The 25,754-nt window shown below is 72.4% G+C and carries 21 protein-coding genes; 17 read left to right on the top strand and 4 right to left on the bottom strand.

Annotated features, from left to right (window positions below; genetic code table 11):
- Window positions 1–218 precede the first annotated feature (218 nt).
- From ACFVST_RS02455 to holA, 3 genes are all read left to right on the top strand, one after another.
- Complete coding sequence (locus ACFVST_RS02455) at window positions 219–1,118, top strand: YceI family protein (protein WP_390146061.1); 900 nt, start codon at window positions 219–221, stop codon at window positions 1,116–1,118.
- 59 nt (window positions 1,119–1,177) lie between these two features.
- Window positions 1,178–1,423, top strand: a complete 246-nt coding sequence (locus ACFVST_RS02450; RefSeq protein WP_390146059.1) for a hypothetical protein — start codon at window positions 1,178–1,180, stop codon at window positions 1,421–1,423.
- A gap of 127 nt (window positions 1,424–1,550) precedes the next feature.
- Window positions 1,551–2,534: a DNA polymerase III subunit delta gene (holA, locus tag ACFVST_RS02445; protein WP_390146057.1), complete on the top strand. Its 984-nt coding sequence runs from the start codon at window positions 1,551–1,553 to the stop codon at window positions 2,532–2,534.
- 384 nt (window positions 2,535–2,918) lie between these two features.
- Here the strand turns inward: holA and rpsT are convergent, their stop codons facing one another.
- Window positions 2,919–3,185, bottom strand: a complete 267-nt coding sequence (rpsT, locus tag ACFVST_RS02440) for a 30S ribosomal protein S20 (RefSeq protein ID WP_390146055.1) — start codon at window positions 3,183–3,185, stop codon at window positions 2,919–2,921.
- A gap of 319 nt (window positions 3,186–3,504) precedes the next feature.
- Between rpsT and lepA the strand changes: the two genes are divergently transcribed.
- From lepA to hemW, 3 genes are all read left to right on the top strand, one after another.
- Window positions 3,505–5,373, top strand: a complete 1,869-nt coding sequence (lepA, locus tag ACFVST_RS02435) for a translation elongation factor 4 (protein WP_390146053.1) — start codon at window positions 3,505–3,507, stop codon at window positions 5,371–5,373.
- Window positions 5,374–5,692: 319 nt separating this feature from the next.
- Window positions 5,693–7,585: an AMP-dependent synthetase/ligase gene (locus tag ACFVST_RS02430; RefSeq protein ID WP_390146051.1), complete on the top strand. Its 1,893-nt coding sequence runs from the start codon at window positions 5,693–5,695 to the stop codon at window positions 7,583–7,585.
- A gap of 67 nt (window positions 7,586–7,652) precedes the next feature.
- Entirely contained in the window at window positions 7,653–8,894 is a 1,242-nt protein-coding gene (hemW, locus tag ACFVST_RS02425; RefSeq protein WP_390146049.1) for a radical SAM family heme chaperone HemW, read from the top strand.
- Window positions 8,895–9,164: 270 nt separating this feature from the next.
- On the opposite strand, the gene ACFVST_RS02420 is transcribed toward hemW, so the two are convergent.
- Both ACFVST_RS02420 and ACFVST_RS02415 read right to left on the bottom strand, forming a co-directional pair.
- The gene (locus ACFVST_RS02420) at window positions 9,165–9,965 is read right to left on the bottom strand and encodes a DUF3097 domain-containing protein (protein WP_390146047.1); all 801 of its coding nucleotides are present in this window, start codon (window positions 9,963–9,965) and stop codon (window positions 9,165–9,167) included.
- A gap of 35 nt (window positions 9,966–10,000) precedes the next feature.
- Window positions 10,001–10,795: an MBL fold metallo-hydrolase gene (locus tag ACFVST_RS02415; protein WP_390146045.1), complete on the bottom strand. Its 795-nt coding sequence runs from the start codon at window positions 10,793–10,795 to the stop codon at window positions 10,001–10,003.
- A 430-nt stretch (window positions 10,796–11,225) separates the two neighbouring features.
- Between ACFVST_RS02415 and hrcA the strand changes: the two genes are divergently transcribed.
- From hrcA to ACFVST_RS02380, 7 genes are all read left to right on the top strand, one after another.
- On the top strand, window positions 11,226–12,242 hold the full coding sequence (gene hrcA, locus ACFVST_RS02410; protein ID WP_390146280.1) for a heat-inducible transcriptional repressor HrcA: 1,017 nt from the start codon (window positions 11,226–11,228) through the stop codon (window positions 12,240–12,242).
- Entirely contained in the window at window positions 12,243–13,376 is a 1,134-nt protein-coding gene (gene dnaJ / locus ACFVST_RS02405) for a molecular chaperone DnaJ (protein ID WP_390146043.1), read from the top strand.
- A 78-nt stretch (window positions 13,377–13,454) separates the two neighbouring features.
- Window positions 13,455–14,540, top strand: coding sequence for a nitronate monooxygenase (locus ACFVST_RS02400; protein ID WP_390146041.1), 1,086 nt, complete (start codon window positions 13,455–13,457; stop codon window positions 14,538–14,540).
- Window positions 14,537–15,292, top strand: a complete 756-nt coding sequence (locus tag ACFVST_RS02395; protein ID WP_390146039.1) for a 16S rRNA (uracil(1498)-N(3))-methyltransferase — start codon at window positions 14,537–14,539, stop codon at window positions 15,290–15,292. Before ACFVST_RS02400 ends, ACFVST_RS02395 begins: the two co-directional genes overlap by 4 nt.
- Window positions 15,293–15,389: 97 nt before the next feature.
- The gene (locus tag ACFVST_RS02390; RefSeq protein WP_390146037.1) at window positions 15,390–18,641 is read left to right on the top strand and encodes a S41 family peptidase; all 3,252 of its coding nucleotides are present in this window, start codon (window positions 15,390–15,392) and stop codon (window positions 18,639–18,641) included.
- A 182-nt stretch (window positions 18,642–18,823) separates the two neighbouring features.
- On the top strand, window positions 18,824–19,183 hold the full coding sequence (locus tag ACFVST_RS02385; protein WP_390146036.1) for a histidine triad nucleotide-binding protein: 360 nt from the start codon (window positions 18,824–18,826) through the stop codon (window positions 19,181–19,183).
- Window positions 19,184–19,231: 48 nt separating this feature from the next.
- Window positions 19,232–20,137: a ribonuclease Z gene (locus ACFVST_RS02380; protein WP_390146034.1), complete on the top strand. Its 906-nt coding sequence runs from the start codon at window positions 19,232–19,234 to the stop codon at window positions 20,135–20,137.
- 40 nt (window positions 20,138–20,177) lie between these two features.
- Here the strand turns inward: ACFVST_RS02380 and ACFVST_RS02375 are convergent, their stop codons facing one another.
- The gene (locus tag ACFVST_RS02375; protein ID WP_390146033.1) at window positions 20,178–21,518 is read right to left on the bottom strand and encodes a 6-phospho-beta-glucosidase; all 1,341 of its coding nucleotides are present in this window, start codon (window positions 21,516–21,518) and stop codon (window positions 20,178–20,180) included.
- Window positions 21,519–21,594: 76 nt separating this feature from the next.
- On the opposite strand from ACFVST_RS02375, the gene ACFVST_RS02370 reads away from it, so the two are divergent.
- From ACFVST_RS02370 to ACFVST_RS02355, 4 genes are all read left to right on the top strand, one after another.
- A complete protein-coding gene (locus tag ACFVST_RS02370) occupies window positions 21,595–22,755 on the top strand; it encodes a carbohydrate kinase family protein (RefSeq protein WP_390146032.1) in 1,161 nt (386 codons plus the stop codon).
- A 132-nt stretch (window positions 22,756–22,887) separates the two neighbouring features.
- Window positions 22,888–23,937, top strand: a complete 1,050-nt coding sequence (locus ACFVST_RS02365; protein ID WP_390146030.1) for a PhoH family protein — start codon at window positions 22,888–22,890, stop codon at window positions 23,935–23,937.
- Window positions 23,938–23,949: 12 nt separating this feature from the next.
- Window positions 23,950–24,447: an rRNA maturation RNase YbeY gene (ybeY, locus tag ACFVST_RS02360; protein WP_390146028.1), complete on the top strand. Its 498-nt coding sequence runs from the start codon at window positions 23,950–23,952 to the stop codon at window positions 24,445–24,447.
- Window positions 24,448–24,451: 4 nt separating this feature from the next.
- On the top strand, window positions 24,452–25,753 hold the full coding sequence (locus ACFVST_RS02355; protein WP_390146026.1) for a hemolysin family protein: 1,302 nt from the start codon (window positions 24,452–24,454) through the stop codon (window positions 25,751–25,753).
- The last annotated feature ends 1 nt before the right edge of the window (window position 25,754 follow it).

The following is a 25,754-nucleotide window of genomic DNA, read 5'->3' as shown; positions in this document are numbered from 1 at the left end:
GTCCACTCGCCCCCGTAATCCATCACTTGTGCCGGATTCCCGCGATGTGGTCCGCAGTTGCCCGGACAGTCGCAACAGTGGTCAAATCCGTCTCGTCGCGCCGCCGGCAGCGATCGGCGGCAGGAACCCCACCGGTGGCCACCGCCCATGCGTCGCGCAGGTCGTCCCCCGGCCTCCGCCTACGTCCATCACCGTGAACCGCTAGGGATGTGTTGCTCATGTTCGGCCGCTGGCTGGGAAACCGTTCGGGTCGGGCGGAGCGGTCGGGTCCCCTCGCCGCCGTGGCGACCTCGCCGGGCGCGGGTGTCCTGAGTTGCCGGGTGCTCGGTCCGGCGGGCGGGGCGGTGCCCGGTGCGGAGCTGTCCGTCACCGATGCCATGGGGCGGATCGCGGTCTCCGGCGGGACTGATCCGTACGGGTCGTTCGTGACGACGGTGCCGGCGGGTGAGTACCGGATCGCGGTCGACGCGGACGGGTTCGCGCCGTTCCGGACGAACGCGACCGTGGCCGGGGACTCGCTGACCGATGTCGGCGAGGTGGCGCTTCAGATGGCGCAGCCGCCGGTCCTGCCCGAGGCGGGGGACTGGGAGATCGAACCGGCGCACTCCTCCATCGCGTTCACCGCCCGCCATATCGGACTGGCCCGTATCCACGGCCGGTTCAACACCTTCGCCGGGGCGATACGCATAGCCCCGGAGATCACCCGGTCCGCGATGCATGTGGTGATCGACGCCTCCTCCATCGACACCAACGTCACCCTGCGCGACGACCATCTGCGCTCGGCGGACTTCCTCGATGTGGAGCGCTTCCCCACACTTGAGTTCTACAGCGACCGCTTTGTGCCCAAGGGCGGCAACCGCTGGGCCCTCACCGGGGCGCTCACCCTGCACGGTGTGACCCGTACCGTCACCCTGGACGCCCAGTACCTGGGGCTGGGCAACGGTATGGAGGGGGAGACGCGCGCCGCGTGCCGTGCGACGGCCGAGCTGCACCGGGACGACTTCACGGTGAGTTGGCAGACGATGCTGGCCCGCGGTATCGCCGCGGTCGGCCCCAGTATCTCGATCGACCTCGACATCCAGATCGTCCCCAAGGAGCAGCCCGCCGCTCAGGGCTGAGGCCGCCCTGGTCCTGCCCCGCGCTCGGGGCGCCGCGGCCGGGGCGGCAGGATGGGCGGGTGAGTGATGTGAGACATGTGCTGGTGCTGCCGGACCGGGACGCCGCCGAGGAGGCGGTCGAGGCACTGGGGGAGCGGTTCGGACTGCCCGAGGAGCCCGAGTTGGTACGGGACGCGCTGGCGGGGGAGGACGACGCGGAGGACGCCCAGTGGCTGGTCGTCGTGGAGGACGCGGAGGGGAGGCTGGATCCGCGCGTACTGGACGAGTTCGCCGCAACCTGGGACGGCTGGCGCGAGGAACCCTGACCTGCCGGGACCCGGCCGACCCTGATGAACCGGAACCCGAACCGGAACCGGAACCGGAACCCGAGTCGATCGCCGTCCTGATCACGGGCGGGACCCGTTGTCGGTGGGGCGTGCGATGCTGTCGGGGATGGCCAGGAACAACGTGGAAGACGATCCGCTCGCCCCGGTGACCATTGCCGTCGGGCAGGAGGAGTTGCTGCTCGACCGGGCGGTGCAGCAGGTGGTGGCGGCCGCGCGGGCCGCCGACGCGGACACCGATGTGCGGGATCTCGCGCCCGAGCAGCTTTCGCCGGGCACGCTCGCCGAGTTGACCAGTCCCTCGCTCTTCGCGGAGCGCAAGGTGGTCGTGGTCCGGCAGGCGCAGGACCTCACCGCGGACACCGTGAAGGACGTCAAGGCGTATCTGGCGGCGCCCGCCGAGGAGATCACCCTGGTCCTGCTGCACGCGGGCGCCGCCAAGGGCAAGGGCCTGCTGGACGCGGCGCGGAAGGCCGGGGCCCGCGAGGTGGCCTGCCCGAAGATGACCAAGCCGGCCGACCGACTGGCGTTCGTACGGGGCGAGTTCAGACGGCTGGGGCGGTCCGCGGCGCCGGAGGCGTGCCAGGCGCTGGTGGATGCGATCGGCAGTGATCTGCGGGAGTTGGCGTCCGCGGTCTCGCAGTTGGTCGCGGATGTCGAGGGCACCGTCGACGAGGCGGTGGTGGCCCGGTACTACACCGGGCGGGCGGAGGCCTCCAGCTTCACGGTGGCGGACCGGGCCGTGGAGGGGCGGGCCGCGGAGGCGCTGGAGGCGTTGCGCTGGTCGCTGTCGACGGGGGTGGCGCCGGTGCTGATCACCAGCGCGCTGGCCCAGGGCGTGCGGGCGATCGGCAAGCTGTCCTCGGCGCGCGGCGGGAGACCGGCCGATCTCGCCCGCGAACTGGGAATGCCGCCCTGGAAGATAGACCGCGTACGGCAGCAGATGCGCGGCTGGACCCCGGACGCGGTGGCGGTGGCGCTGCGGGCGGTCGCGGAGGCGGACGCCGGGGTGAAGGGCGGCGGGGACGATCCCGAGTACGCCCTGGAGAAGGCGGTCGTCACCATCGCCCGAGCAGCCCGCTCCCGCCGCTGACCTGCGGCACCAGGCTCAACCGGGCGCACTGGTCGTGTAGTTGATGGCGGAGGCGACGTCGGCGGTGAGCACAGCCGCGAAGCCCCCGAACCCAGGGAGCACCGGAGCCCGCGCAGCCCCGTAACCCGCAAGAACCGCAGCCCGCAAGGACCCGGAAGGCCCGGTGCCCGGAAAGCCCGGAACCCCGTCTCGACCCTTGGGGAAAGGGCAGGAACGGGGTTCCGGTTCAAGATGGTGGGCTCGCACCCGCGTGGCGAACGCAGGCCGCGTGCGATCCCGGGGTGCCGGGCGGGAGCGGTTGAGAGGGTCCGCTGGGTCCCGTCCGGCGGTCAAGTCGGTCGGCCGACCTCGGGTCCGGTCCCGGCCGAGCGGGACCGTACGGGGTCAGCCGTTGAGGGACGCGACCTTGGAAGCAAGCGCCGACTTCTTGTTGGCGGCCTGGTTCTTGTGGATGACGCCCTTGGAGACGGCCTTGTCCAGCTTCCGCGAGGCTTCGCGGGCCAGCACATTGGCCTTCTCGGCGTCACCCGCGGCCACTGCCTCACGGGTGCGGCGGATCGCGGTCTTCAGAGAGGACTTGACGGCCTTGTTGCGCTGCCGGGCCTTCTCATTGGTCTTGATCCGCTTGATCTGGGACTTGATGTTCGCCACGAAAGAGCCTTCTCAGGTTCAGGTACTGATGATGGTTTTGCCGGTGTCCCGGCCTTGACCTGCCGGGAGGACCTGGCGGGGGAGGGTCGGGACACAGCGGCCCAGGCTACCAGCCGCCCGATGACCCTCCCAAACCGGTCGCAGTGCCCGGCGCATGGGACCATGGAGGCCGGATACGGACGCCACGGACGCGGTGAACGCGAAGAACGCCGGTGCACCGACCCCGCCGTACCGAACGGCGGCCCCCGCCGTACCCGACGGAACGAGACCCGCCCGAGGCCGACCGAGGCGTGAGAAGCCTCAAGAGACAGGACCCTGCGTGCCCGCGATCCCCAAGAATGTGCCCGAGCCGAGCCGTACCGACCCGGCTCTGATCCGCAATTTCTGCATCATCGCGCACATCGACCATGGCAAGTCCACGCTCGCCGACCGGATGCTCCAGCTCACCGGTGTCGTGGAGCAGCGGCAGATGCGTGCCCAGTACCTCGACCGTATGGACATCGAGCGTGAGCGCGGCATCACGATCAAGTCCCAGGCGGTGCGGCTGCCCTGGGCCCCGACCGCGGGGCCGCGGAGCGACACGCACATCCTGAACATGATCGACACCCCGGGCCACGTCGACTTCACCTATGAGGTGTCCCGGTCCCTCGCCGCCTGCGAGGGCACCATCCTGCTGGTCGACGCGGCGCAGGGGATCGAGGCGCAGACCCTCGCCAACCTCTATCTGGCGATGGAGAACGACCTCACCATCATCCCGGTGCTCAACAAGATCGACCTGCCGGCCGCCCAACCGGAGAAGTTCGCCGAGGAGTTGGCGAACCTGGTTGGCTGCGAGCCGGATGACGTGCTGAGGGTGTCGGCTAAGACCGGTATGGGCGTCGAGGCGTTGCTCGACAAGGCGGTGGCCGAGATTCCGCCGCCGGTCGGGGTGGCGGACGCCCCCGCCCGCGCGATGATCTTCGACTCGGTCTATGACTCGTACCGCGGTGTGGTCACCTATGTCCGAGTGGTGGACGGGCAGCTCGGCAGGCGTGAGCGGATCCGGATGATGTCCACCGGCGCCACCCACGAGCTGCTGGAGATCGGCACCAACTCCCCGGAGATGCTGCCGGCCGACGGCCTCGGCGTCGGCGAGGTGGGGTATCTGATCACCGGGGTCAAGGACGTCCGGCAGTCCAAGGTCGGTGACACCATCACCGCCATGCACAAGGGCGCCGAGACTCCCCTCGGCGGCTACAAGGATCCCAAGCCCATGGTGTTCTCGGGCCTCTATCCGCTGGACGGTTCCGACTACCCGGAGCTGCGCGAGGCGCTGGACAAGCTCCAGCTCAACGACGCGGCGCTGGTGTACGAGCCGGAGACGTCGGCCGCGCTCGGCTTCGGCTTCCGGGTCGGCTTCCTGGGGCTGCTGCACCTGGACGTGGTGCGGGAGCGGCTGGAGCGCGAGTTCGGCCTGGACCTGATCGCCACGGCACCGAACGTGGTCTACCGGGTGCTGATGGAGGACGGTGTGGAGCACATCGTCACCAATCCGAGCGAGTTCCCCGAGGGCAAGCTGGACCAGGTCTTCGAGCCGGTGGTGAAGGCGACGATCCTCGCGCCCAGTGAGTTCATCGGCGCGATCATGGAGCTGTGCCAGTCCCGTCGCGGCGCGCTCCTCGGGATGGACTACCTGTCCGAGGACCGGGTCGAGATCCGCTACACCCTGCCCCTCGCGGAGATCGTCTTCGACTTCTTCGACCAGCTCAAGTCAAAGACCCGCGGCTACGCCTCCCTCGACTACGAGCCCACCGGCGAGCAGAGCAGCAGCCTGGTCAAGGTCGACATCCTGCTGCACGGCGACAAGGTCGACGCCTTCTCCGTGATCACGCACAAGGACCAGGCGTACCAGTACGGGGTGCGGCTGGTGGCGAAGCTCAGGGAGCTGATCCCGCGGCAGAGCTTCGAGGTGCCGGTGCAGGCGGCGATCGGTTCCCGGGTGATCGCCCGCGAGACCATCCGCGCCATCCGCAAGGACGTCCTCGCCAAGTGCTACGGCGGTGACATCTCCCGGAAGCGGAAGCTGCTGGAGAAGCAGAAGGAGGGCAAGAAGCGGATGAAGATGGTGGGTTCGGTGGAGGTTCCCCAGGAGGCCTTCATCGCGGTGCTCTCCAGCGACGACAGCGGTCAGGCCAAGGCGAAGAAGTGATCCGGGGCCGTTCGCCCCGCTATGTCGGGCCCGTGGCGCGCTTCTCGCGCCGCGGGCCCGCGGGTTATCCACAGGCCGTCCCGGCCGGCGGCGGATCCGGGTAGCGTCCTGCTCACAGAGAAGGCGGCGCCCGGGAGTACTTACGTGCCGGGCGGCGGCGCTCTACTCTGATCCCTGCTAGTTACTCGTGGGTTAAACAGCCGGCGCCCGCACCGGAGGCCCACACCGCACCCAGCCGAACCAGCAGCCGCACAGAGTCAGTCGCACCGCCGACGCGCGTACTGACGACGCACGCACTGTCGCGGGCCCGGAGGATGTAGTGAGCGACACACAGACCCTGATCGAGAACCGGCCGCCGTCCGTGGCGTGCCTCTTCCTGGACCGCGTGGCGGCCACCCCGGACAAGGAGGCCTACCGCCACCCGGTGCCACCGGCCTCGGGCGTCGGCCCGGACGACTGGCGCTCGCTCACCTGGAGCGAGTCCGCCGAGCGGGTCTTCGCCATCGCCGCCGGTCTCATCGCGCTGGGCGTGCACCCGGAGGAGCGGGTCGCGCTCGCCTCCTCGACGCGGGTCGAGTGGATCCTCGCGGACCTCGGCATCCTGTGCGCCGGTGCCGCCACCACCACCGTCTATCCGCAGACCAACACCGACGAGTCGGCGTTCATGCTGTCCGACTCGGGCAGCAGGGTGCTGATCGCGGAGGACGCGGCCCAGCTCACCAAGGTGCGCGAGCGGCGCCATGAACTGCCGGAGCTGGCGCATGTCGTGGTGATCGACCCGCAGTCCATCGGGCCGGCGCCCGCGGGCGAGCCGGAGGACTGGGTACTGGGCCTCGCCGAGCTGGAGGCGCGCGGCGCGGCGTATCTGGAGAAGCACCCCGATCTGATCAAGGAGCGGGTGTCGGCCATCACCGCCGACCAGTTGGCCACCCTGATCTACACCTCGGGCACCACCGGCCGCCCCAAGGGCGTCCGCCTCCTGCACGACAACTGGTCGTACATGGCGAAGGCCATCCATGCCACGGGCCTGCTGTCCGGCGAGGACGTGGCGTATCTGTGGCTGCCGCTGGCGCATGTCTTCGCCAAGGTCCTCATCGGCGGTCAGATCGAGATGGGCCATGTCACCGCGGTCGACGGCCGGGTCGACAAGATCATCGAGAACCTGCCGGTGGTGCGGCCGACGTATATGGCGGCCGTGCCGCGCATCTTCGAGAAGGTGTACAACGGCGTCGCCGCCAAGGCGCGAGCCGGCGGTGCCGCCAAGTTCAAGATCTTCCAGTGGGCCGCCGGGGTCGCCCGCGAGTACGCCAGGACCACCCAGGACAACTTCCGCCGTACCGGCCGGGCCACCGTCCCCGCCTCCCTCGCCGCCAAGCACAAGCTCGCGGACAAGCTGGTCTACGGCAAGCTGCGGGAGGCCTTCGGCGGGCGGCTGCGGGCCTGCATCTCCGGTTCCGCCGCCCTCGCCCCGGAGATCGGCTACTTCTTCGCCGGCGCCGGAGTGCACGTCCTGGAGGGCTACGGTCTCACCGAGTCCTCCGCCGCCTCCTTCGTCAACCCGGGAGAGGCCTACCGCACCGGCACCGTCGGCAAGCCGCTGCCCGGCACCGAGGTGCGTATCGCCGACGACGGGGAGATCCTGCTGCGCGGCCCCGGCATCATGCACGGCTACCACGGGCTGCCGGAGAAGACCGCCGAAGTCCTGGAGCCCGACGGCTGGTTCCACACCGGGGACATCGGCGAGCTGTCCCCCGACGGCTACCTCCGCATCACCGACCGCAAGAAGGACCTCATCAAGACGTCCGGCGGCAAGTACATCGCGCCCGCCGAGGTCGAGGGCCAGTTCAAGGCGGTCTGCCCCTATGTCTCCAACATCCTGGTGCACGGCGCCGACCGGAACTTCTGCACCGCGCTGATCGCCCTGGACGAGCCCGCGATCATGGCGTGGGCCGCGGAGAACGGCCTGGAGGACCGCGGCTATGCGGAGGTCGTCGCCGCGCCCGCCACCGTGGAGCTGATCGACGGCTATGTGCAGCAGCTCAACGAGGGCCTTCAACGCTGGCAGACGGTGAAGAAGTTCCGGATCCTGCCGCGGGACCTGGCCATCGAGAAGGGCGAGATCACCCCCAGCCTCAAGGTGAAGCGCCCCGCCGTCGAGCGCTCCTTCAAGGACCTCATCGACGAGATGTACTCGGGCACCCGCGAGGCCTGAGCACCGCGCCCCCGTCCGACCGCCCGGCCGCGTCGGGCACCGGCCCCCGTACGGGACAATGGGAGGTATGCCTTCCGCACTTCCCGACGGTGAGCCCGTGCCCGACGACGGGGCGCTGCCCCCGCAGGCACTGGCCGGTGCCGCGGAGCGCCCCCTCGGCTTCTATCTGCATGTCCCGTACTGCGCCACCCGCTGCGGCTACTGCGACTTCAACACCTACACCGCCACCGAACTGCGCGGCACCGGCGGAGTGCTCGCCTCCAGGGACAACTACGCCGACACCCTCGCCGGTGAGATCCGCCTCGCCCGCAAGGTCCTCGGCGGCGACCCGCGTCCCGTGCGTACCGTCTTCGTCGGCGGCGGCACTCCCACCCTGCTCGACGCGGGGGACCTGGTGCGGATGCTGGACGCGATCCGCGCCGAGTTCCCGCTCGCCGAGGACGCCGAGATCACCACCGAGGCCAATCCGGAATCCGTCGACCCGGCCTATCTTGCGACGCTGCGGGCCGGCGGCTTCAACCGGATCTCCTTCGGGATGCAGAGCGCCCGCCCGCACGTACTGGAGGTCCTGGACCGCCGGCACACCCCTGGCCGTCCCGAGGCATGTGTGGCGGAGGCGCGTGCGGCCGGCTTCGACCATGTCAACCTCGACCTGATCTACGGCACCCCGGGAGAGAGCGACGAGGACTGGCGGGCCTCCCTGGACGCCGCCCTCGGCGCCGGACCCGACCACATCTCCGCCTATGCGCTGATCGTCGAGGACGGCACCGGTCTGGCCCGCCGGATCCGCCGCGGTGAGATCCCCATGACCGACGACGATGTGCACGCCGACCGCTATCTGATCGCCGACGAGGTCCTGGCCGCGGCCGGCTACGACTGGTACGAGGTGTCCAACTGGGCGGTGGCAGACGGTGGTTCGGCGGCCCGCTGCCGGCACAACGAGCTGTACTGGCGCGGCGCGGACTGGTGGGGCGCCGGGCCGGGCGCGCACAGCCATGTCGGCGGGGTCCGCTGGTGGAACGTGAAGCACCCCGGCGCCTATGCGGCGGCGCTCGCGGCGGGCGGCTCCCCGGGCGCCGGGCGCGAGGTCCTCTCCGCGGAGGACCGCCGCGTCGAACGCGTCCTGCTGGAACTGCGCCTGCGCGAGGGCTGCCCCCTCTCCCTGCTGCGCCCGGCGGGCCTGTCCGCGTCCCAACGCGCCCTGTCCGACGGCCTGTTGGCCCCCGGCCCGTACGAACAGGGCAGTGCGGTACTGACGTTGCGCGGGCGGCTGCTGGCGGACGCGGTCGTACGGGACCTGGTGGACTGACCCCCGTACCGCCGCGCGAAAGCCCCAACCCCCGTACGGCCGACCCGTGTTGGGTCCCTAGGCCGTGTCCGGAAAGTCCCTCCCCCAGCCTCCGGCCGGGAGGTGCCCCAGCCCCGCGACGCCTGGCACGCACTCTCGCCGCACCGGTCAAATGCCCAAGTAAGTCCAGTACGAGGGCATTCGGCCGGCAGGCCGAGAGCACGCACCATGGGGGCACCTCCCAGCCGCCAGGCTGGGGGAGCCGCGGGGCCGCCCTCCGGGTCAATACACCTAGGGCGCCGTCACGAAGTCGATGATCTCCTCCACGCGGCCCAGCAGCTCCGGCTCCAGGTCCTTGTAGGAGTGGACGTGGGAGAGGATGCGGGACCAGGCGGCGCCGGTGTTCTCGGGCCAGCCGAGGGCCCGGCAGACACCGGTCTTCCAGTCCTGCCCGCGCGGCACCCGCGGCCACGCCCCGATGCCCAGCGACGAGGGCTTCACCGCCTCCCACACGTCGATGTAGGGGTGCCCGACGACCAGGGCGTGCTCACTGGTGACGGCGGCCGCGATCCGGGACTCCTTGCTGCCGTCGACCAGGTGGTCCACCAGGACACCGAGGCGGGCGTCGGGGCCCGGCGCGAACTCGGCGACGATCGCCGGGAGTTCGTCCACGCCCTCCAGGTACTCGACCACCACGCCCTCGACGCGCAGGTCGTCGCCCCACACCTTCTCGACCAGTTCCGCGTCATGCCGGCCCTCCACATAGATCCGGCTCGCCCGCGCCACCCGCGCCCGCGCGCCGGGCACCGCCACCGATCCGGAGGCGGTGCGGGTGGGGCGTGCCGGGGTGCCGGTGGCGCGTACCAGGGTGACGGGGCGGCCCTCCAGCAGGAAGCCGCGGGGGGCCAGGGGGAAGACGCGGTGCTTGCCGAAGCGGTCCTCCAGGGTGACGGTCCCGGCCTCGCAGCCGATGACGGCGCCGCAGAAGCCGCTGCCGGGTTCCTCCACCACGAGGCCGGGCTCGGCCGGTACCTCGGGGGCGGGCTGCTGTCTCTTCCAGGGCGGAGTCAGGTCCGGCGAGTACGCACGCATTCGGCCGACGATAGGAAGAGTGGGCCGTCCGTGGGCTACGACACGCCGAAACGCAGGGCGAGTTGATCACGCTGGCGCCGGACGAATCCGGCGTCCACCACGGCCCCGTGGCCCGGTACATAGCGTGCGTCGGGCCCGCCGAGGGCGAGCAGCCGGTCCAGGGCCTCCGGCCAGCGGGCCGGGATCGCGTCGGGTCCCGCCTGCGGCGGCCCGGACTCCTCCACCAGGTCGCCGCAGAAGACGATCTCCGGGGCGCCGTCCTCGGCGGGCACCAGCACGGCCAGGTCGTGGGCGGTGTGCCCGGGGCCGACATTGGCCAGCAGCACCTGGCGGCCGCCGCCCAGATCGAGCGTCCACTCACCGCTCACCGCATGTCGATGGACACCGGCCTCCCCGGTGGCGGCGGCGGCTTCGGCGGCGGCCGTCGCCTCGGCCTCCGGCACCCCCTGCCGTACCGCGTCGGCGGCGAGTTCGGCGAGGCCGGTGGCGCCGGTCAGCAGCCGGTCCGCGCCGACCGCGGTGTACACCTCGGCGCCGGGGAAGGCGGGCGCGCCCAGTACATGGTCGAAGTGCGGGTGGGTGAGCGCGAGTTGGGTCACCCGGGGGCCGTCCGGGCCGGCCGCGCCGGGCACCGTGGCGAGCAGCGCCTCGGCCTCGGCGCGCAGCCGGGCACCCTCGGCGAGGGTGGCGCCCGCCTCGACGAGGAGGGCGGCGCCCCGTCCGGCGACCAGCCCCGCGGTGCAGTCCCAGTGGGGCAGCCGGCGGCGGGCGACCCGGGGGGTGAGCCATTCCCAGGCACCGGGGTCGGGGGCGGGAGCCGTGCGTGTCATACGACGACGCTATCCCGCGCCCTGGGGCCTGTCGTCAAACTCCCGGCTGCCCCGCGACGCCATGCACGCTCCCCCAGCTACCGCTGGGAGGCGCCCCCACTCGCCGCACCGGGCAAACGGGCGCCCGGCCGGCACACCGAGCGCACGCACCGTGGGGGCACCTCCCAGCCGCCAGGCTGGGGGAGCCGCGGCCTGATCCACGAAGATCGGGGAGACGCCCCCTGGCCCGCCGGCCCGGTCCGCCTGTACGGGTGTGATCGCCCGCCCTTGCCGGGGGCGCACCCCTCGGCCGTACACTGGGCCGGGGAAGGCTGGCACTCGTCCGCGGTGAGTGCCAGTGACGGTGCCGGGCTCGCGTCAGGCGGGGCCGGTGGTGTCTGGCACCAGACCGCGGAAGACCGCGGGGCTGTCGATCCGGGAGGTGTGCGCGGTGCTCAGTGAACGCAGGCTCGAAGTGCTGCGTGCCATCGTCCAGGACTATGTGGGCACCGAGGAGCCGGTCGGTTCCAAGGCACTGACCGAGCGGCACGGGCTAGGCGTCTCCCCGGCCACCGTCCGCAACGACATGGCGGTCCTGGAGGACGAGGGGTACATCGCGCAGCCCCACACCAGCGCCGGCCGCATCCCCACCGACAAGGGCTACCGGCTCTTCGTGGACCGGCTGGCCGGCGTCAAGCCGATGACGGCGCCGGAGCGGCGCGCGATCCAGAACTTCCTGGACGGCGCGGTCGATCTGGACGATGTGGTGGCCCGTACGGTGCGGCTGCTGGCGCAGTTGACCCGGCAGGTCGCGGTGGTGCAGTACCCGTCGCTGACGCGGTCCACGGTGCGTCATGTGGAGTTGCTGTCGCTGGCTCCGGCGCGGGTGATGCTGGTGCTGATCACCGACACCGGCCGGGTCGAGCAGCGCGTGGTGGACTGCCCGGCGCCGTTCGGCGAGAGCCCGCTGGCGGATCTGCGGGCCCGGCTCAACAGCCGGGTGGCGGGCCGCCGTTTCACCGATGTGCCGCAGTTGGTGCAGGATCTGCCGGAGGCCTTCGAGGCGGAGGACCGCGGTACGGTCTCCACGGTGCTCTCCGTCCTGCTGGAGACGCTGGTCGAGGAGACCGAGGAACGGCTGATGATCGGCGGTACCGCCAATCTCACCCGTTTCGGACATGACTTTCCCCTCATCATCCGTCCCGTGCTGGAGGCGCTGGAGGAGCAGGTCGTGCTCCTCAAGTTGCTCGGCGAGTCGACGGATTCGGGCATGACCGTACGGATCGGTCACGAGAACGCCCATGAGGGACTCAACGCAACGTCCGTGGTGTCGGTCGGCTACGGTTCGGGCGGCGAGGCAGTAGCCAAGCTCGGCGTGGTCGGCCCGACCCGCATGGACTACCCGGGAACGATGGGAGCAGTACGCGCAGTGGCACGTTACGTCGGACAGATCCTGGCGGAGTCGTAGGTGGCCACGGACTACTACGCCGTACTCGGCGTGCGCCGCGACGCTTCCCAGGACGAGATCAAGAAGGCGTTCCGGAGGCTCGCCCGCGAGCTGCACCCGGACGTCAATCCGGATCCCAAGACCCAGGAGCGGTTCAAGGAGATCAACGCCGCCTACGAGGTCCTGTCGGATCCGCAGAAGAAGCAGGTCTACGACCTGGGCGGGGATCCGCTGTCGCAGGCCGGGGGCGGTGCGGGCGGCTTCGGCGCCGGCGGCTTCGGGAACTTCTCCGACATCATGGACGCGTTCTTCGGCACCGCCTCGCAGCGCGGGCCGCGGTCCAGGACCCGGCGCGGCCAGGACGCGATGATCCGCCTCGAAGTCGAGCTGAACGAGGCCGCGTTCGGCACCACCAAGGACATCCAGGTGGACACCGCGGTGGTGTGCGGCACCTGTAGCGGTGAGGGCGCCGCGCCGGGCACCTCCGCGCAGACCTGCGACATGTGCCGCGGCCGCGGTGAGGTCTCCCAGGTCACCCGTTCCTTCCTGGGCCAGGTCATGACCTCGCGGCCGTGTCCGCAGTGCCAGGGTTTCGGCACCGTGGTGCCCACCCCCTGCCCGGAGTGCGCGGGCGACGGCCGGATCCGTTCCCGCCGCACCCTCACCGTGAAGATCCCCGCCGGTGTGGACAACGGCACCCGGATCCAGTTGGCCGGCGAGGGCGAGGTCGGACCCGGCGGCGGCCCGGCCGGCGATCTGTATGTGGAGATCCACGAGCTGCCGCACTCGGTGTTCCAGCGCCGCGGGGACGATCTGCACTGCACGGTCACCATCCCGATGACGGCGGGCGCGCTCGGCACCAAGGTGTCGCTGGAGACGCTGGACGGGATGGAGGAGGTCGACATCCGGCCGGGCACTCAGTCCGGGCAGTCGATCCCGATGCACGGCCGCGGCGTCACGCATCTGCGGGGCGGCGGGCGCGGTGACCTGATCGTCCATGTCGAGGTCACGACGCCGACGAAGCTCGACGCCGAGCAGGAGCGGGTGCTCAGGGAGCTGTCGAAGCTGCGCGGCGAGGAACGGCCTACCGGTCATTTCCAGCCAGGGCAGCAGGGCCTGTTCTCGCGGTTGAAGGACGCCTTCAACGGCCGGTGACGTAGGTGACTACCTCTGGCATATGCCAGACGTAAGGCTGGTTTCGGACGGACGCGGGGGACATGGCACCATGCGGGCATGTCCCCCGCGCTGACCGATCCTCCCTTCCTGCCGGTCGCCCGCCCGATCGTTCAGGCACCCATGGCGGGCGGTGTGTCCCACCCCCCGCTCGCCGCCGCCGTCTGCGAGGCCGGTGGCCTCGGCTTCCTCGCCGCCGGGTACAAGACGGCCGACGGCATGTACCACGAGATCAAACAGTTGCGGGGCCTCACCTCCCGTCCCTTCGGCGTCAACCTCTTCCTGCCGCAGCCCCTCTCCAGCGACCCGGCCGCCGTCGAGGTCTACGCCAACCAGCTCGCCGGTGAAGCCACCTGGTACGAGACCGAGTTGGGCGATCCGGACAGCGGGCGGGACGACGGCTACGACGCCAAGCTCGCCGTCCTCCTCGACGACCCGGTGCCCTTCGTGTCCTTCACCTTCGGCTGCCCCAGCTCCGAGGTGCTCCAGTCCCTCGCCCGTGCCGGCACCCGCACCGTGGTCACCGTCACCTCCCCCGCGGAGGCCCTCGCCGCCGAGGCCGCGGGCGCCGGGGCGCTGTGTGTGCAGGGCGTGGAGGCGGGCGGCCACCAGGGCACCCACCGCGACCTCCCCGAGAGCGAGGGCGCCGGCTCCGGCCTGCTCACCCTCCTCACCCAGGTACGGGAGGCGGTGGCGCTGCCGCTGCTGGCGTCCGGCGGGCTGATGCGCGGCGCGCAGATCGCCGCCGTGCTCGCGGCCGGGGCCGAGGCCGCCCAGCTCGGCACCGCCTTCCTCGCCTGCCCCGAGTCCGGCGCCCACGATCTGCACAAACAGGCCCTGACCAACCCGCTGTTCACCCGTACCGAACTCACCCGCGCCTTCTCCGGCCGGCCGGCCCGCGGTCTGGTCAACCGCTTCGTCCGCGAGCACGGCCGCTACGCCCCCGCCGCCTACCCGCAGGTCCACCACCTCACCGTGCCGCTGCGGAAGGCGGCCGCCCGGGCCGGTGACGCGCAGGGCATGGCGCTGTTCGCCGGGCAGGGCCACCGGCTGGCCCGCGCCATGCCCGCCGGGCGCCTGGTCGATGTGCTCGCCGCCGAACTCGACCAGGCCCGCTCCGCCGCCGCCCAGAGCGAGGGCGTATGACCGCCCCCGTCTTCGTCACCGGCGATCTCGCCCAACTGCCCCCGGACGGCGCCCCGTTCGTCCTGGACGGGCCCGAGGGGCGGCACGCCGTCTCGGTGAGGCGGCTGCGGCCCGGCGAGGCACTCGTCCTCACCGACGCCGCTGGCTGCTGGGCCCCCGCCGAGGTGCTCGCCACCGAGGGCAAGGACCGGCTGCTGGTACGCCTCGGGCCGGTGCGCGAGGAGCCCGCCGCCCGCCCCCGGATCACCGTCGTCCAGGCCCTGCCCAAGGGCGACCGCGGTGAGCTGGCCGTGGAGACCATGACCGAGACCGGCGTCGACCGCATCGTGCCGTGGTCCGCCGCCCGCTGCGTCACCCAGTGGAAGGGCGACCGCGGGCAGAAGGCGCTCGGCAAGTGGCGCGGCACCGCCCGGGAGGCCGGGAAGCAGTCCCGCCGGGTGCGGTTCCCGGAGGTCACCGAGGTCATGACGGGGCGTCGGGTCGCGGAGCTGCTGGCCGGTGCGCGGCTGGCCGCCGTCCTGCACGAGGACCCGGCGCACTCCGGCGAACCCCTCGCCACCACCGCGCTTCCCGAGGACGGCGAGATCGTGCTCGTCGTCGGTCCCGAAGGCGGAGTGTCACCCGAGGAGATCGCCCTCTTCACCGAGGCCGGCGCCCGCGTCTGCCGCCTCGGCCCCACCGTGCTGCGCACCTCGACGGCCGGGACCGCGGCCACCGCCCTCCTCCTGGGCCGCACCGGCCGCTGGTCGTAGGGGCCGGCCCGGGACCGCCACCGGAGGAGAACCGATGGAACTCGCCAAGTGATCAGAACCGGTCACCTGCCGCCGCCGGGCTGCCTAGGCTGACGGTGTGACACAGCCTGGGTACCTTCGGTTTCCGCATCTGCACGGCGAGTTGCTCGCCTTCACCGCTGAGGACGACGTCTGGATCGCCCCGCTCGACGGCGGTCGCGCCTGGCGGGTGAGCGCCGACAACATGCCGGTCGACCACCCCCGTATCTCGCCCGACGGCACCACCGTCGCCTGGACCTCCACCCGGGACGGGGCGCCCGAGGTGCTGGTGGCGCCCGTCGACGGCGGGCCCGCCACCCGCCTCACCCACTGGGGCAGCAACCGCACCCGCGTCCGCGGCTGGACCCCGGACGGGCGGGTCCTCGCCATCACCACCCACGGCCAGGCCTCCATCCGCCGCACCTGGGCCCGCGCGGTCCCCCTCGACGGCGGCCCGCACACCACCCTGCCGTACGGCCCGGTCGGCGACGCGGCGTACGGGCCGGACGGGCGGGTGCTGCTGCTCTCGGTGACGATGGGCCGGGAGGCCGCCTGGTGGAAGCGGTACCGCGGCGGCACCGCGGGCAGGCTGTGGATCCAGCAGCCCGCGGACGGCGAAGTCCCGGACGCCACACCGGAGTTCACCCGTATCCACCAGGACCTCGACGGCAATATCGAGTACCCGATGTGGGTCGGCGGGCGGATCGCCTTCCTCAGTGACCACGAGGGCGCCGGCGCCGTCTACTCCTCCCTGCCCGACGGCGGCGACCTGCGCCGCCACACCCCCGTCGACGCCCCCGTCGAGCCGCTGCCCGGCCACTACGCCCGGCACGCCGCGACCGACGGCACCCGCGTCGTCTACACCGTCGCCGGCCGCCTCCACCTCCTGGACGACCTGGACGGCGCCGAACCCCGCCCGCTGGACATCCGCCTCGGCGGGCAGCGCACCGACCTCGCCCCGCACCCGGTGAGCGCCGGCCGCTGGTTCGGCACCGCCTCCCCGGACCACACCGGCCGCGGCAGCGCCGTCTCGGTACGCGGCGCGGTGCACTGGGTCACCCACCGCGAGGGCCCCGCCCGCGCCCTGGCCGCCGAACCCGGCGTACGCACCCGGCTGCCCCGCACCTTCCGCGCCGACGGCGAGGAGCACGTGGTGTGGGTGACGGACGCCGAGGGCGACGACGCGCTGGAGTTCGCGCCCGCCACCGGCACCGCACCCGGCGCCACCCCGCGCCGGCTCGCCGCGGGCCGCCTCGGCCGCGTCCTCGGCCTGGCGGTGGCCCCCGACGGAGGCAGGGTCGCGGTCGCCTCCCACGACGGGCGGGTGCTGCTGGTGGAGCGGGACAGCGGCGAGGTCCGCGAGGTCGACCGCGGCGAGTACGGCCCCGCCACCGGCCTCGTCTTCTCCCCGGACTCCTCCTGGCTGGCCTGGTCCCACCCGGGACCGGAACCGCTGCGCCAGTTGAAGCTCGCCGGCACCGCCGACCTCACCGTCAGCGAGGCCACCCCGCTCCGCTTCCGCGACTTCGCGCCCGCCTTCACCCTCGACGGCAAGCACCTCGCGTTCCTCTCCGCCCGCTCCTTCGACCCCGTCTACGACGAGCACGTCTTCGACCTGTCGTTCGTCGAGACCACCCGCCCGCACCTCATCACCCTCGCCGCCACCACGCCCTCACCGTTCGGGCCGCAGCGGCACGGGCGGGCCGTGGAGGCCCCCGACAAGGACGAGACCCCGGACAGCGAGGGCGCCCCCGTCACCCGGATCGACCTGGACGGGCTCGCCGACCGCATCGTGCCCTTCCCGGTGGACGCCGCCCGCTACGGCACCCTGCGCGCCGCCAAGGACGGTGTGCTCTGGCTGCGGCACCCGGTCACCGGAACCCTCGGCTCCGGCCGTGCCGACCCGGAGGGCGCCGAACCGCAGACCGAGCTGGAACGCTATGACCTGGTCCAGCGGCGGGTGGAGCATCTCGCCCCGGACGCCGACCACTTCGCCGTCACCGGCGACGGCAAGCGCGTCCTGCTGTGGAGCGACGGCAAGCTGCGGCTGGTGCCCAGCGACCGCCGCGCCCCCGCCGAGGAGGACGGCGACAGCCACCTCACCGTCGACCTGTCCCGCGTCCGGCAGACCGTCGACCCGGTCGCCGAGTGGCGGCAGATGTTCGAGGAGAACGGCCGCCTGATGCGGGACAACTACTGGCGGCCCGACCTCGACGGCGTCGACTGGGACGCCGTCCTCGCCCGCTACCGCCCCGCCCTCGACCGCATCGCCACCCACGACGACCTGGTCGACGTGCTGTGGGAGGTGCACGGCGAACTCGGCACCTCGCACGCCTACGTCGCCCCGCCCGGCGGCTGGATCTCGCCCGACGTCCGGCAGGGCCTGCTCGGCGCCGACCTCTCCCGGCACGAGGACGGGCTGTGGCGCATCGACCGCGTCCTGCCCTCCGAGACCTCCGACCCGGACGCCCGCTCCCCGCTCGCCGCACCCGGAGTCGCGGTGCGCGCGGGGGACGCGGTCATCGCCGTCGCCGGCCGCCCCGTCGACCCGGTCACCGGCCCCGGACCGCTCCTCGTCGGCACCGCGGGCCGCCCCGTGGAACTCACCGTCTCCCCGGCGGACGGCGGTGAGGTACGGCACGTCGTGGTGGTGCCGCTCGCCGACGAGGAACCGCTGCGCTACCACGACTGGGTCGCCGGCCGCCGCGCCCATGTCCACACCCTGTCCGAGGGCCGCCTCGGCTATCTGCACGTCCCCGACATGCAGGCCCCCGGCTGGGCACAGATCCACCGCGACCTCAGAGTCGAGGTCGCCCGCGAGGGCCTGGTGGTGGACGTACGGGAGAACCGCGGCGGGCACACCTCGCAGCTCGTGGTGGAGAAGCTGGCCCGCCGCATCATCGGCTGGGACCTGCCCCGCGGGATGCGGCCCTACAGCTATCCGCAGGACGCGCCGCGCGGCCCGGTCGTCGCCGTCGCCAACGAGTTCTCCGGATCCGACGGCGACATCGTCAACGCGGCGATCCGCGCCCTCGGCATCGGCCCCGTCGTCGGCACCCGCACCTGGGGCGGCGTCATCGGCATCGACAACCGCTACCGCCTGGTCGACGGCACCGCCGTCACCCAGCCCAAGTACCCCTTCTGGCTTGAGGGTTACGGCTGGGGGGTGGAGAACCACGGGGTCGACCCGGATGTGGAGGTGGCGGTGGCGCCGCAGGACCACGTCGCGGGCCGCGACCCGCAGCTCGACGAGGCGGTCCGGATCGCGCTCGCCGCCCTCGTGGAGAACCCGGCGAAGACCCCGCCCCAACTCCCGCCGCCCCGCCACTGATCCGGGCGGGCGGCACCGTCCGGCCGTCGCCCGGCGCCCGTTGTCCACAGGCGCCGGGCCCCTGCCGGCCGACGGCGGATAACATGCCCGCGTACCAGCCGATCACGGGTCTGCCCGGCGCCTTGGTCCCACGGGGCCGCCGGGCGGACCCCGGCGCAGCACACCGCTGAGGAGGGGTGACCGTGGCCGGAGAGCCGCAGCCCGACTGCCTGTTCTGCAAGATCATCGCGGGCGAGGTCCCGGCGACCATCGTCCGGGAGTCCGAGACGACCGTCGCCTTCCGCGACATCAACCCCCAGGCGCCCACCCACGTCCTCGTCATCCCGCGGGCGCACCACCGCGACGCGGCCGCGCTCGCCGAGGCGGAGCCGCAGGTCGTGGCCGACATACTGCGGGAGGCCGCCGCGGTCGCCGCCGACGAGAAGATCGACGCCACCGGGTACCGGGTCGTCTTCAACACCGGCCCCGGCGCGGGCCAGACCGTCTTCCACACCCACGCCCATGTACTCGGCGGCCGCGGCTTCGAGTGGCCGCCCGGATAGACCGGACGCGTCAGACCGCAGCAGCCGCGCCGCCTGGAGGGGAGTCCCGTGTCCGTGCGTGAACTGGTGGTGCTGGGCACCGCGGGCCAGGTGCCCACCCGCCGCCGCAACCACAACGGCTACGTCCTGCGCTGGGACGGCGAGGGCTTCCTCTTCGACCCCGGCGAGGGCACCCAGCGGCAGATGCTGCACGCCGGGGTCGCCGCCCACGACCTGAACCGCCTCTGCGTCACCCACTTCCACGGTGACCACTCCCTCGGCCTGGCCGGCGTCATCCAGCGGATCAACCTGGACCGGGTACCGCACCAGATCACCGCCCACTACCCGGCGAGCGGCCGCCACTTCTTCGAGCGGCTGCGGTACTCCACCGCGTACCACGAGACGGTGCCGATCACCGAGGTGCCCGCCACCGGCGACGGCGTCCTCGCCACCACCGAGGCGTACACCCTGCGCACCCGGCGCCTCTCGCACCCGGTGGAGTCCTTCGGCTACCGCGTCGAGGAACCGGACCGGCTGCGGATGCTGCCCGAGCGGCTCGCCGCACACGGCATCGGCGGACCCGACGTGGGCCGCATCCAGCGCGAGGGCACCCTGCGCGGGGTGCCGCTCGCCGAGGTGAGCGAGGTGCGGCGCGGGCAGCGGTTCGCCTTCGTGATGGACACCCGGCTCTGCCCCGGGGTGCACGCCCTCGCCGAGGGCTGCGACCTGCTCGCCATCGAGTCCACCTTCCTGGACGAGGACACCGCCCTCGCCGAGGAGTACGGCCACCTCACCGCCGGGCAGGCCGCCGCCGTGGCCCGCGACGCCGGGGTGCGCCACCTGGTCCTCACCCACTTCAGCCAGCGCTACACCGACCCCTCCCTCTTCGCCCGGGACGCCCGCGCCGCCGGCTTCGAGGGCGAGCTGACCATCGCCGAGGACCTTCTCCGCGTCCCCCTGCCCAAACGCCGCTGACCAGGCCGAACTCCCGCCCCCGCCAAGGCGGTTGCGGCTCTCAGGCGGTGGCCGCCCGGGCGAGGATGCGGGCGGCCACCGCGGGGGAGTCCACCAGCGGATGCAGCGCCAGAGCGCGCAGCGCCGCCGTGCGGTCCTTGAAGACGGCGGCCTCCACCGCCGCCCGCTCCACCGCCTTCAGTTGCAGCATCAGCCCCAGCTCGGCCGGGCCCAGCGGCGCGCACGGCAGCGGTCTCGGCCCGTCCGGACCCACCTCGCACACCGTCTCCACGATCGCGTCCGCCGGAAGCTCCGGCACCGTGGAGCCGTTGCGCACATTGAGCACCAGCCGGGTCCCCGGGGCCCCGCTGAGCGCCCGCATCAGGGCCAGTGCCACCCGGTCGTAGCCCCCGCCGTCCAGATCGCAACCGTCCCGCTGCCACCCCCCGCTCGCCGCCCGGCTCTCCGCCATGTACGTCTCCTCCCGCCGCAGCCGCGCCGCCTCCCACAACTCCCTTGCCCGGGACGGCTCCCGGTCCGCCGCCGCGAAGAACCCGCCCTGCTGCCGGTCCAGGAACTCGCCCCGCGTCTCCGCCGCCCCGGTCACCGCGGCCAGCGTCTCCCGGCGGAAGTAGTAGTAGTGCAGATACTCGTTGGGCAGCGCGCCCAGCGCCGCCAGCCACTCGGCACCGAAGAGGCGGCCCTCCTCGAAGCCGGCCAGCGCCCGCGGATCGGCCAGCAGCCCCGGCAGCAGATCCCGCTCCCCGTCGTGCAACGAGCGCAGCCAGCCGAGGTGGTTGAGGCCCACATAGTCGAACGAGGCGGTGCCGCCGGAGCGGTCGGTGCCGTCCAGGAAGAGGTCCGGGTCGGCGCCCGCCGCGCGGGCCGCCCGCCGTACCAGGCCGACCGGTGAGTCGCAGATGCCGATGACCCGCCCGCCCAGCACCCCGGCCATCGCCTCCGTCACCATCCCCGCCGGATTGGTGAAGTTGATCACCCAGGCGTCCGGTGCCAGCGCCGCCACCCGCTCCGCGATGTGCAGCGCCACCGGCACCGTGCGCAGCCCGTACAGCACCCCTCCGGCGCCCACCGTCTCCTGCCCCAGCACCCCCTCCGCCAGCGGCAGCCGCTCGTCGCGCACCCGGCCCGCGGTACCGCCGACCCGGATCGCCGAGAACACGAAGTCGGCTCCGCGCAGCGCCTCGTCCAGCGAATCGGCCACCCGCACCGCGGGCAGCGGACGCTCCTCCGCCGCGGCGATCTGCTCCAGCACCGAGCGCACCACCCCGAGCCGCAGCCGGTCTGTGTCGTACAGCGTCAACTCGGACACCCCGCCACCGGCCAGCGCCCCGTACACCAGCGGTACGCGGAAGCCGCCGCCACCGAGAATCGTCAACCTCATGTCGCGGAACGTACCCCATCCGAGGGCCCGCGGATCGGGCACACTGTGGGCACCCGCACCATCCACGGGAGAGCCGGTGAACACGGAGAACAGGGGGGCGGCCCAGCCCCCGGAGCCCGCCCGCGGCGCCGGCCCGGGGCCCGCCGGCGCGGCCCCGCTGGTCGACCCGCTGGCCGCGGTCCGCGCCGAGCGGGACCCGGCCGTCGACGTCTACCTCACCGGCACCGTCTTCCTGGACATCATCTTCACCGGCCTGGACAGCGCCCCTGTCCGCGGCACCGAGTCCTGGGCGCGCGGCATGGGCTCCAGCCCCGGCGGCGTGGCCAACATGGCGACCGCCCTGGCCCGCCTCGGCCTGCGCACCTCGCTCGCCGCCGCCTTCGGCGACGACCACTACGGCGAGTACTGCTGGGACGCCCTGGCGCAGGGCGAGGGCATCGACCTGACCCCGTCCCGCACCGTCCCCGGCTGGCACTCCCCGGTCACCGTCTCCATGGCCTACGAGGGCGAGCGCACCATGGTCTCGCACGGCCACGAGCCACCCCCCGGCACCGCCCCGCCCACCCCCCGCTGCCCGCCCCGCACCCGGGCCGCCGTCGCCGCCCTCACCCCCGGCGAGCCGGCCGCCTGGATCGCCCAGGCCGCCCGCCTCGGCACCCGCATCTTCGCCGACACCGGCTGGGACGACACCGGCCGCTGGGACCTGGCCGCCCTGCCCGACCTGCGGTACTGCGAGGCCTTCCTGCCGAACGCCGAGGAGGCCATGCGGTACACCGGCACCGACTGCCCCCGGGCGGCCGCACACGCCCTCGCGGAGCGGGTGCCGATGGCCGTGGTGACCCTCGGTGCGGACGGCGCCTACGCGGTGGACGGTGGTACCGGTGAGGCCGCCGAAGTACCCGCGATCGAGGTGGCGGCGCTGGATCCGACGGGCGCGGGCGATGTCTTCGTCGCCGGTTTCGTCACCGGCACCCTGGCCGGCTGGCCGCTGGCCGACCGGCTCGCCTTCGCCGGGCTGACCGCGGCCCTCTCGGTGCAGGAGTTCGGCGGCTCGCTCTCGGCCCCCGGCTGGACGGAGATCGCCGCCTGGTGGCGCCATGTGCAGCGCTACGACGACCAGAATCCGGCGGCGCTGCGCCGGTACGCCTTCCTGGACGGGCTGCTGCCGGGGGCGGGGGCGCGGAGCTGGCCGCTGCGGCGGGCGGTCCCCACGATCGGCTTCGGCCGCGGCACCTGAGCGCCTGCCGTATCCCCCGTCCTGCCGTGCCGCGGGAAAAGGAGGAGACACGGTGTCGTACCGGAGACGTACCCTGGGACCGTCAAGGCACCGTGCCGAGCGAGGAGGATCAGCAGGCCACAGAGCCGGCCCATGACGCAGACACCCACCGCGCACACCCCGGGCAGCGGTCCCGCCCGCGCACAGTTCACCGTTCCGGCCAAACACCCGATGGTCACCGTGCTCGGCTCCGGCGACGCGCTGCTGCGAGTGATCGAAGAGGCCTTCCCGGCGGCCGACATCCACGTCCGGGGCAACGAGATCAGCGCTGTCGGCGACGCACAGGAAGTCGCCCTGGTCCAGCGCCTGTTCGACGAGATGATGCTGGTGCTCCGCACCGGTCAGCCGATGACGGAGGACGCAGTGGAACGCTCCATCGCCATGCTCCGGGCGAGCGAGGACGGCGAGAGCGAGGAGACCCCGGCCGAGGTCCTCACGCAGAACATCCTCTCCTCGCGCGGCCGCACCATCCGCCCCAAGACCCTCAACCAGAAGCGCTATGTCGACGCCATAGACAAGCACACCGTGGTCTTCGGCATCGGCCCCGCCGGCACCGGCAAGACCTATCTGGCGATGGCCAAGGCGGTCCAGGCCCTCCAGTCCAAGCAGGTCAACCGCATCATCCTGACCCGCCCCGCGGTGGAGGCCGGCGAGCGCCTCGGCTTCCTCCCCGGCACCCTCTACGAGAAGATCGACCCGTATCTCCGCCCGCTCTACGACGCCCTGCACGACATGCTCGACCCGGACTCCATCCCCCGTCTGATGGCCGCCGGCACCATCGAGGTGGCACCGCTGGCGTACATGCGCGGCCGCACGCTCAATGACGCGTTCATCATTCTCGACGAGGCGCAGAACACCAATCCCGAGCAGATGAAGATGTTCCTCACCCGGCTCGGGTTCGACTCGAAGATCGTGATCACCGGTGATGTGACCCAGATCGACCTGCCCAGCGGCACCAAGAGCGGTCTGCGGCAGGTGCAGGAGATCCTCGACGGCGTCGATGACGTGCACTTCTCCCGGCTCACCTCGCAGGACGTCGTCCGGCACAAGCTCGTCGGCCGTATCGTCGACGCCTACGAGCAGTACGACAGCCGCAACGGCACGCAGAACGGCACCCGTCAGGGCCGCCCCCGAGGGAAGTAGAACAGCAGCGTCATGGCGATCGACGTCAACAACGAGTCCGGCACGGAGGTCGACGAGCACGCGCTCCTCGACATCGCCCGCTACGCCCTGGCCCGGATGCGGATCCACCCGCTGTCCGAGCTGTCGGTGATCGTGGTGGACACCGAGGCCATGACGCAGTTGCACCTGCAGTGGATGGACCTGGCGGGGCCGACCGATGTGATGTCCTTCCCGATGGACGAGCTGCGTCCGCCGGTGAAGGACGAGGAGGAGCCGCCGCAGGGCCTCCTCGGGGACATCGTGCTGTGCCCGGAGGTCGCCGAACGGCAGGGCCGCGAGGCGCCCACCGGGCACAGCATGGACGAGGAGCTCCAACTCCTCACTGTGCACGGGGTGTTGCACCTGCTGGGCTACGACCACGAGGAGCCCGACGAGAAGGCCGAGATGTTCGGGCTGCAAGCGGCGATCGTGGACGGCTGGCGCGCCGAGCAGGGACTGACCGGGCCCTCCCCGGCCCCGACCGTCGCCTAGTGCCGTGAGTGCCCAACTCGTCCTCGGCGCCGTCCTGTTGATCGTGGTGGCCTGGTTGGCCGCCTGTGCGGAGGCGGGCCTGGCCCGGGTCTCCAGCTTCCGGGCGGCGGAGGCGGTGCGGGGCGGCCGGCGGGGCAGCGCCAAGCTCGCCCAGGTGGCCGCCGATCCGACGCGCTACCTCAATGTGGCGCTGCTGGTGCGGGTGGCCTGCGAGATGGCCGCCGCCGCCCTGGTGACGTACGCCTGCCTGGAGGCGTTCCGCACCACCTGGCAGGCGCTGCTGGTGGCGATCGCCGTGATGGTGCTGGTGAGTTATGTCGCGGTGGGCGTCTCACCGCGCACCATCGGCCGCCAGCATCCGCTGAACACGGCGACGGCGGCCGCCTATGTACTGCTGCCGCTGGCCCGGGTGATGGGCCCGGTGCCGCCGCTGCTGATCCTCATCGGCAACGCGCTGACCCCCGGAAAGGGCTTCCGCCGCGGCCCGTTCGCCTCGGAGGCGGAGCTGCGCGCCATGGTGGACCTGGCCGAGCAGGAGTCCCTGATCGAGGACGAGGAGCGCCGGATGGTGCACTCCGTCTTCGAGTTGGGGGACACCCTGGTGCGGGAGGTGATGGTGCCGCGGACCGATCTGGTGGTGATCGAGCGGTACAAGACGATCCGGCAGGCCCTGACGCTGGCGCTGCGTTCCGGTTTCTCCCGTATCCCGGTGACGGGGGAGAGCGAGGACGACGTGGTGGGGATCGTCTATCTGAAGGACCTGGCGCGCAAGACGCACATCAGCCGGGAGGCGGAGGCCGAGTTGGTGTCCACCGCGATGCGCCCGGCGACGTTCGTCCCGGACACCAAGAACGCGGGTGATCTGCTCCGCGAGATGCAGCAGGAGCGCAACCACGTCGCCGTCGTCATCGACGAGTACGGCGGTACGGCGGGGGTGGTCACCATCGAGGACATCCTGGAGGAGATCGTCGGCGAGATCACCGACGAGTACGACCGGGAGCTGCCGCCGGTGGAGGAGCTCGGCGAGGGCCGGCACCGCGTCACCGCCCGTCTCGACATCGGCGATCTGGGCGAGCTGTACGGCCTGGAGTCCTTCGACGACGAGGATGTGGAGACCGTCGGCGGGCTGCTGGCGAAGGCGCTGGGGCGGGTGCCGATCGCGGGGGCCTCGGCGGTGGTTCCGCTGCCGGACGAGCGGGAGTTGAGGCTGACGGCGGAGTCCGCGGCCGGCCGCCGCAACAAGATCGTCACGGTGCTGGTGGAGCCCGTGGGCACCGGCGCGCGCCGCGAGGAGGGCGCCCGGTGAG

This window comes from Streptomyces sp. NPDC058045, assembly GCF_042885635.1.
Classification (GTDB): domain Bacteria; phylum Actinomycetota; class Actinomycetes; order Streptomycetales; family Streptomycetaceae; genus Streptomyces.
This window is presented reverse-complemented; position numbering and strand designations above follow the sequence as displayed.

Coding starts and splice junctions, on each gene's coding strand:
- ACFVST_RS02455 (WP_390146061.1), top strand. CDS start 219: ATGTTCGGCCGCTGGCTGGGAAACCGTTCGGGTCGGGCGGAGCGGTCG.
- holA (WP_390146057.1), top strand. CDS start 1,551: ATGGCCAGGAACAACGTGGAAGACGATCCGCTCGCCCCGGTGACCATT.
- hemW (WP_390146049.1), top strand. CDS start 7,653: ATGCCTTCCGCACTTCCCGACGGTGAGCCCGTGCCCGACGACGGGGCG.
- ACFVST_RS02420 (WP_390146047.1), bottom strand. CDS start 9,965: ATGCGTGCGTACTCGCCGGACCTGACTCCGCCCTGGAAGAGACAGCAG.
- ACFVST_RS02415 (WP_390146045.1), bottom strand. CDS start 10,795: ATGACACGCACGGCTCCCGCCCCCGACCCCGGTGCCTGGGAATGGCTC.
- ACFVST_RS02400 (WP_390146041.1), top strand. CDS start 13,455: ATGTCCCCCGCGCTGACCGATCCTCCCTTCCTGCCGGTCGCCCGCCCG.
- ACFVST_RS02395 (WP_390146039.1), top strand. CDS start 14,537: ATGACCGCCCCCGTCTTCGTCACCGGCGATCTCGCCCAACTGCCCCCG.
- ACFVST_RS02375 (WP_390146033.1), bottom strand. CDS start 21,518: ATGAGGTTGACGATTCTCGGTGGCGGCGGCTTCCGCGTACCGCTGGTG.
- ACFVST_RS02365 (WP_390146030.1), top strand. CDS start 22,888: ATGACGCAGACACCCACCGCGCACACCCCGGGCAGCGGTCCCGCCCGC.
- ybeY (WP_390146028.1), top strand. CDS start 23,950: ATGGCGATCGACGTCAACAACGAGTCCGGCACGGAGGTCGACGAGCAC.